Source organism: Streptomyces liangshanensis (assembly GCF_011694815.1).
In the GTDB taxonomy this organism is placed as follows: Bacteria; Actinomycetota; Actinomycetes; order Streptomycetales; family Streptomycetaceae; genus Streptomyces; species Streptomyces liangshanensis.
The window spans coordinates 6,196,355-6,202,500 of record NZ_CP050177.1 but is presented as its reverse complement, the minus strand read 5'-3'; the positions used below and the strand labels follow the sequence as shown (position 1 = coordinate 6,202,500).

At 69.8% G+C, this 6,146-nt stretch carries 8 protein-coding genes (1 of these 8 cut by a window edge); 4 read left to right on the top strand and 4 right to left on the bottom strand.

Going from position 1 to position 6,146, the window contains the following annotated elements; translation table 11 throughout:
• The 3 genes from HA039_RS26985 to HA039_RS26975 all read left to right on the top strand — a co-directional run.
• Nucleotides 1-747 carry the 3' portion of a sporulation protein gene (locus HA039_RS26985; RefSeq protein ID WP_167033955.1) on the top strand. The gene continues 36 nt to the left of window position 1, outside the view, so the window shows 747 of its 783 coding nt (coding positions 37-783); its start codon lies beyond the left edge, outside the window; it ends in the stop codon at nt 745-747.
• Nucleotides 748-814: 67 nt separating this feature from the next.
• The gene (locus HA039_RS26980) at nt 815-1,354 is read left to right on the top strand and encodes a YbhB/YbcL family Raf kinase inhibitor-like protein (RefSeq protein ID WP_167033954.1); all 540 of its coding nucleotides are present in this window, start codon (nt 815-817) and stop codon (nt 1,352-1,354) included.
• A 141-nt stretch (nt 1,355-1,495) separates the two neighbouring features.
• Entirely contained in the window at nt 1,496-2,008 is a 513-nt protein-coding gene (locus tag HA039_RS26975; protein ID WP_167033953.1) for an HNH endonuclease, read from the top strand.
• Between the two features lie 31 nt (nt 2,009-2,039).
• Here HA039_RS26975 and HA039_RS26970 read toward each other — a convergent pair whose 3' ends face one another.
• The 4 genes from HA039_RS26970 to HA039_RS26955 all read right to left on the bottom strand — a co-directional run bounded on the left by HA039_RS26970 (nt 2,040) and on the right by HA039_RS26955 (nt 5,187).
• Nucleotides 2,040-2,807 (bottom strand): sulfite exporter TauE/SafE family protein, encoded by a 768-nt coding sequence (locus tag HA039_RS26970; RefSeq protein WP_167033952.1) that lies wholly within the window; start codon nt 2,805-2,807, stop codon nt 2,040-2,042.
• A gap of 59 nt (nt 2,808-2,866) precedes the next feature.
• Entirely contained in the window at nt 2,867-3,799 is a 933-nt protein-coding gene (locus HA039_RS26965) for an SPFH domain-containing protein (RefSeq protein WP_167033951.1), read from the bottom strand.
• 85 nt (nt 3,800-3,884) lie between these two features.
• A complete protein-coding gene (locus HA039_RS26960) occupies nt 3,885-4,313 on the bottom strand; it encodes an NfeD family protein (RefSeq protein ID WP_167033950.1) in 429 nt (142 codons plus the stop codon).
• 82 nt (nt 4,314-4,395) lie between these two features.
• Entirely contained in the window at nt 4,396-5,187 is a 792-nt protein-coding gene (locus HA039_RS26955; protein ID WP_167033949.1) for an ABC transporter ATP-binding protein, read from the bottom strand.
• A 125-nt stretch (nt 5,188-5,312) separates the two neighbouring features.
• Here HA039_RS26955 and HA039_RS26950 point away from each other — a divergent pair, with 125 nt between their 5' ends.
• Nucleotides 5,313-6,110 (top strand): hypothetical protein, encoded by a 798-nt coding sequence (locus tag HA039_RS26950; RefSeq protein WP_167033948.1) that lies wholly within the window; start codon nt 5,313-5,315, stop codon nt 6,108-6,110.
• The last annotated feature ends 36 nt before the right edge of the window (nt 6,111-6,146 follow it).

Genomic DNA, 6,146 nt, shown 5'->3' with positions numbered 1-6,146 from the left:
GGCGGTGCGTCCGTCGAGACGGAGCTGACCGAGTCGAACGTCGTCCCCGGCGGGGTCGTCCAGGGCGAGGTGCGGCTCCAGGGCGGTTCGGTGAACCAGCAGATCCAGGGCCTGAACATCGGTCTCCAGGCGCGGGTCGAGGTCGAGGGGAACGACCAGGAGGTCAAGCAGGACATCGAGTTCACGAAGCAGAGCATCGGCGGCGCCTTCGAGGTGCAGGCCGGCGCGACGCACGTGGTGCCGTTCGGTCTGGAGATCCCCTGGGAGACCCCGATCACGATCATCGACGGCCAGCCGCTGCGGGGCATGAACATCGGGGTGACCACGGAGCTGGACATCGCGCGGGCGCTGGACGCCGGTGACCTCGACCCGATCAACGTGCACCCGCTGCCGGCGCAGCAGGCGATCCTGGACGCGTTCATCCAGCTTGGCTTCCGCTTCAAGGCGGCGGACATGGAGCGGGGGCACATCCGGGGGACGCGTCAGCGGCTGCCGTTCTACCAGGAGATCGAGTTCTTCGCGCCGTCGCAGTACCGCGGGCTGAACCAGGTCGAGCTGACGTTCGTGGCGGACGACCGGGAGATGGACGTGATCCTGGAGATGGACAAGAAGCCGGGTCTGTTCGGTGAGGGCAGCGACTCGTTCCGGGCGTTCAAGGTGGGTCTCGGGGACTTCCAGGGCACGGACTGGTCGGCGTACCTGAACCAGTGGCTCGCCGAGGTGGGCGGCCGCCGCAACTGGTTCTAGTCGGCGGCCTAAGCTCGGGGCCGGCGGGCGGAACAGCCGGCCAGGCAGCCTATTCGGAGGTTCGAACGTGACCGAGGCAAAGAGGGCTCCTCTTCCTCATGACTTCCTCCCGGAGGTCCCGTCGTTCACCGTGGTGAGCGACGACGTCGCGCCGGGTGCGGTGTTGAAGGACGACCAGGTCTACGCCGCGGGGAACGTGTCGCCGCACCTGCGGTGGACGGGTTTCCCGCCGGAGACCAAGAGTTTCGCCGTGACGTGCTTCGATCCCGACGCGCCGACCGGCAGTGGTTTCTGGCACTGGGTGCTCTTCGACATCCCGGCCTCGGTCACCGAACTGCCGACGGGTGCGTCGAGCGGTGGGTTCGAGGGACTGCCGAAGGGCGTCACGCATGCCCGTAACGACTACGGGACGAAGGACTTCGGTGGCGCGGCGCCGCCGGTCGGCGATCCGGCGCACCGTTATGTGTTCACCGTGTACGCGGTGGACACGGAGGCGCTCGGGGTCGACGGGGACGCGTCGCCGGCGTACGTCGGTTTCAATCTGCGCTATCACACGCTGGCGCGCGCCCAGCTCGTCGGTGAGTACACGGCCCCTGACGCAAGCTGACCGTTGGCCCGTTGTTTGCCCTGCCCTGGTCTTGGAGAGATCAGGGCAGGGCATTTTTTATTGTGTTGTCCCTCTCGGCGTGCCCGGCCAGAGTTGATCCACGCCCGCCGTGCGGCGGGCCGCACACGGGAGGTGGGCGGGATGCGGGACACGCTGGTACTGAATGCGAGCTTCGAGCCGCTGTCGACGGTGACACTCAACCGTGCGGTGGTGCTGGTGCTCCAGGACAAGGCCGTGGTCGAGCAGGCCCACCCCGGTCTCCGTGTGCGGGCGGCCACGGTGGTGCTGCCGGTGCCCCGGGTGATCAGGCTCTGCCGGTACGTACGGGTGCCCTTCCGAAGACAGGCACCGTGGTCGAGACGGGGTGTGCTGATACGGGACCAACACCGGTGCGCGTACTGCGGCCGGCGGGCGACGACGGTGGACCATGTGGTGCCGAGGTCGCGGGGTGGGGCGGACAGCTGGCTGAATACGGTCGCCTCGTGCGCCGAGGACAACCACCGCAAGGCGGACCGGACGCCTGAGCAGGCGGGGATGCCGCTGCTGAAGGAGCCGTTCGTGCCGTCCCCGGCGGACGCGATGCTGCTCTCGCTGCGGGCGGGCGAGCGGACGGAGCTGCCGGGCTGGCTGGCCGCGGTGCAGCCGGCGGCGTAGCGAGCGGACCGGGCCGGGTCGGTGGGCCCGGTCAGCGCAACATCAACTGGACGAGTGCGCACGCGCCGACGGCGACGACGATTCCCCGCATGAGCTTGGGTGACAGGCGGCGGCCCGCCCTCGCGCCGATCTGGCCTCCGAGGGCCGAGCCGGCCGCGATGAGGAGGACCGCCGTCCAGTCGAAGTCGGCGACGAAGAGGAAGAAGAGCGCGGCGACGGCGTTGACGACGGCCGCGAGGATGTTCTTCACGGCGTTGAGCCGTTGCATGGTGTCGTCGAGCAGCGTGCCCATGAGGGAGAGGTAGATGATCCCCTGGGCCGCGGTGAAGTAGCCGCCGTAGACGCTGGCGAGCAGCAGTCCGGTGAAGAGGAGCGGGCCGCCGTCGGGGCGGACGAGGGTGCCTTTCTCGGCGCGGCGTTTCTGGACGGCGGCGGAGATCCTGGGCTGGAGGATGACCAGCAGCAGGGCGAGGGTGACGAGGACGGGCACGATCGTCTCGAACGCCGTCGAGGGCAGGAGCAGCAGGAGTACGGCTCCGGTGAGGCCGCCGACGAGGGCGGCGGCGCTCAGGCGCAGGATGCGGCGGCGTTGGCCGGTGAGTTCGGCGCGGTAGCCGATGGCGCCGCTGACCGAGCCGGATATGAGGCCGAGGGCGTTGGAGACGGTGGCGGTGACGGGCGGCAGGCCGGTGGCGAGCAGGACCGGGAAAGTGATCAGGGTGCCTGAGCCGACGATGGTGTTGATGGTGCCGGCGCAGATGCCCGCGACGAGTACGGCGAGCATCTCCCAGAGGGTCACGGTGCGGCCTTCCATGATCGGTGCAGTGCGCACCGATCATGCACGAGGGCGGGGGTGGGTCACTCCACCGGGGGTGCCGGTTTGCGTTCCTTGCCGGTGTTGAAGCCGGGTCCGCCGCCGGCGCCGAAGTTGTCGAAGGCTCCGCTGAGTCCCTTGAGGGCGTCGCCGATCTCGCTGGGCACGATCCAGAGCTTGTTGGCGTCGCCCTCGGCGATCTTGGGGAGCATCTGGAGGTACTGGTAGGCGAGGAGTTTCTGGTCGGGGTCGCCGGCGTGGATGGACTCGAAGACGGTACGGATGGCCTGGGCCTCGCCCTCGGCGCGCAGGGCGGCGGCCTTGGCCTCACCTTCGGCGCGGAGGATCGCGGACTGCTTCTCGCCCTCGGCGGTGAGGATCTGGGACTGGCGGATGCCCTCGGCGGTGAGGATCGCGGCGCGCTTGTCGCGGTCGGCGCGCATCTGCTTCTCCATCGAGTCCTGGATGGAGGTGGGCGGTTCGATGGCCTTGAGCTCGACGCGGTTGACGCGGATGCCCCACTTGCCGGTGGCTTCGTCGAGGACGCCGCGCAGGGCCGCGTTGATCTCCTCGCGGGAGGTGAGGGTGCGCTCCAGGTCCATGCCGCCGATGATGTTGCGGAGTGTGGTGACGGTGAGCTGTTCGATGGCCTGGATGTAGCTGGCGACCTCGTAGGTCGCGGCCCTGGCGTCGGTCACCTGGTAGTAGATGACGGTGTCGATGTTGACGACCAGGTTGTCCTGGGTGATCACCGGTTGGGGCGGGAAGGGGACGACCTGTTCGCGGAGGTCGATGCGGTTGCGGATGGAGTCGATGAACGGGACGACGATGTTGAGGCCCGCGTTGAGCGTGCGGGTGTAACGGCCGAACCGTTCGACGATGGCGGCGCTTGCCTGCGGGATGACCTGGATCGTCTTGATCAGGGCGATGAATACAAGCACCACCAGGATGACCAGGACGATGATGATTGATGGCATCGCGTTCCTCGGGCCCTTCGCTGCCGGATGTTCCGATGATCGAGTTTGTCAGACCAGGGGTGTGCGTGGGGGGTGTTCGGGCGGTCTACATGACGACGGCGGTCGCGCCGTCGATGTCGACGACGTCGACCTGTTGTCCTGGTTCGAACGACTGGTGGGCGTCGAGGGTCCGCGCGGACCAGACCTCACCCGCCAGTTTGATGCGGCCTCCGGTGCCGTCCACCCGTTCCAGGACGACGGCTTGACGGCCTTTCAGCGCGTCGATGCCGCTCGCGTGGACCGGGCGGCGTGCGTTCTGCCGGGCCGCGAGGGGGCGTACGACGGCGATGAGTGCCACCGACACGGCGACGAAGACGAGGACTTGGGCCACGATCCCTCCGCCCAGGGCGGCGACGATCGCTCCGGCGACGGCGCCGGCGGAGAACATGCCGAACTCGGGCATCGCTGTCAGGACGAGCGGAATGCCCAGGCCGACCGCGCCGATCAGCCACCACACCCATGCGTCGATTTCCACTTGTGCATGGTAGTTCCGGTGAACCCCCGCCGGACAGGGGCGATATCAGGTCATTCGGTCGGCAGGCCCCTTGCGGGGGTGGTCACTTGAGCGGCAGGCCCTGTGCGGTCCAGCGGTCGCCGGTGCGCTCCACGACGAGCGGGAGGCCGAAGCAGAGGGAGAGGTTGCGGGAGGACAGCTCGGTCTCCATGGGGCCCGCGGCGAGCACCTTGCCCTGGCGGATCATGAGGACGTGGGTGAAGCCGGGGGCGATTTCCTCGACGTGGTGGGTGACCATGATCATGGAGGGGGCGTACGGGTCGCGGGCGAGGCGGCCGAGGCGGCGTACGAGGTCCTCGCGGCCTCCGAGGTCCAGTCCCGCGGCGGGCTCGTCGAGGAGGAGCAGTTCGGGGTCGGTCATCATCGCGCGGGCGATGAGGGTGCGCTTGCGCTCGCCCTCGGAGAGGGTGCCGAAGCGGCGGTCGAGGAACTCGGTCATGCCGAGGCGGTCGAGGAAGGCGCGGGCGCGCTGCTCGTCGACCTCGTCGTACTGTTCCTGCCAGGTGGCGGTCATGCCGTACGCGGCCGTGAGGACGGTCTCCAGGACCGTCTGGCGCTTGGGCAGCTTCTCCGACATGGCGACACCGGCGATGCCGATGCGGGGGCGGAGGTCGAAGACGTCGACCTTGCCGAGGCTCTCGCCGAGGATCCGGGCGCTGCCGGTGGTCGGGAAGAGGTAGCTGGACGCGAGGTTGAGCAGGGTGGTCTTGCCGGCGCCGTTCGGCCCGAGGATCACCCAGCGCTCGCCCTCCTTGACCGACCAGGAGACGTCGTCCACCAGAGCGCGTCCGTCGCGGACCACGGATACGTCCACCAGCTCCAGTACATCGCTCATGAGCGCGTTGTCTCCCCATGCAATCGTCTCGAGTTCCGGGTGCGCCTGTGGGCGCGGTTCCCAGGGAAAACCTACGCCACCCATGGAGTGGTCCGGCCCTGAGGTCCGTTCCCTAGGCTGGGGCCATGCTTTCGCAACCACGCTCAGGATTGCTGGCCGCATGGGGAAACGCCCTGTTGGCCGGATTTGTGTCGCCGGACGACGCCGTGCACGCCGTCGTCGGCGAGGACGCGGTGCACCGGGTGGAGGGGCTGCCGGGCGAGTCGGGGCCGGTCGGGCTGACGCTGGCGCTGGGGCGGCTGCGGACGCTCGGGGTGACCGGGTACCGGGTCGCGCTGCCCGCGCCGGGGCATCCGCTGGGGCTCAGCGGTCCCCCGGAGTTCAACGCCCGCGCGCTGGACGCCGGGGAGGCGGTGGTCGCCACGGGCGCGCCGTACGGCCTGGTCCCGGAGGTGACGGCGGTGGGCCCGGACGGGGACCGGCACGTGGAGGTGGTCTGGCACTGTCTTCCGGTGCGGGAGGCGCCGCCGGCGGACGTGCCGTCGCTCGGGGAGGCGGAGCGGGAGCTGGCGGAGGCCCTGCGGGAGGCGACGGACGTGCTGTCGCGGCTGGACGTGGCGGCTTCGGGGCCGGTGGCCGCGGCGGCGCTGGACGCGTACCGGGCGCGGGCGGAGCGGGGCCGTGAGGTGCTGGCTCCCGGGTATCCGCCGCGGGCGGTGCGGGTGCTGGAGCTGGCGCAGCGGGTGGGGCTGCTGGTGGAGCTGGCGTACGAGCGGGGGGACGGCGGCGCGGTGAGCGCGTCGGAGATGGCGGCGCGGGGTGCGGCGCTGCGGCCGGTGGAGCGGGTGGCGCGGCGGGCGCAGGTGGCCTCGTACAACGCGTATGTGGAGGAGCGGGAGCGCGGGCTGCCGCCTGTGGTCTGAATCACGCGCGTACGTGATCACGCGCGTGTGTGCGTC

Coding starts and splice junctions, on each gene's coding strand:
- HA039_RS26965 (WP_167033951.1), bottom strand. CDS start 3,799: ATGCCATCAATCATCATCGTCCTGGTCATCCTGGTGGTGCTTGTATTC.
- HA039_RS26975 (WP_167033953.1), top strand. CDS start 1,496: ATGCGGGACACGCTGGTACTGAATGCGAGCTTCGAGCCGCTGTCGACG.
- HA039_RS26955 (WP_167033949.1), bottom strand. CDS start 5,187: ATGAGCGATGTACTGGAGCTGGTGGACGTATCCGTGGTCCGCGACGGA.
- HA039_RS26950 (WP_167033948.1), top strand. CDS start 5,313: ATGCTTTCGCAACCACGCTCAGGATTGCTGGCCGCATGGGGAAACGCC.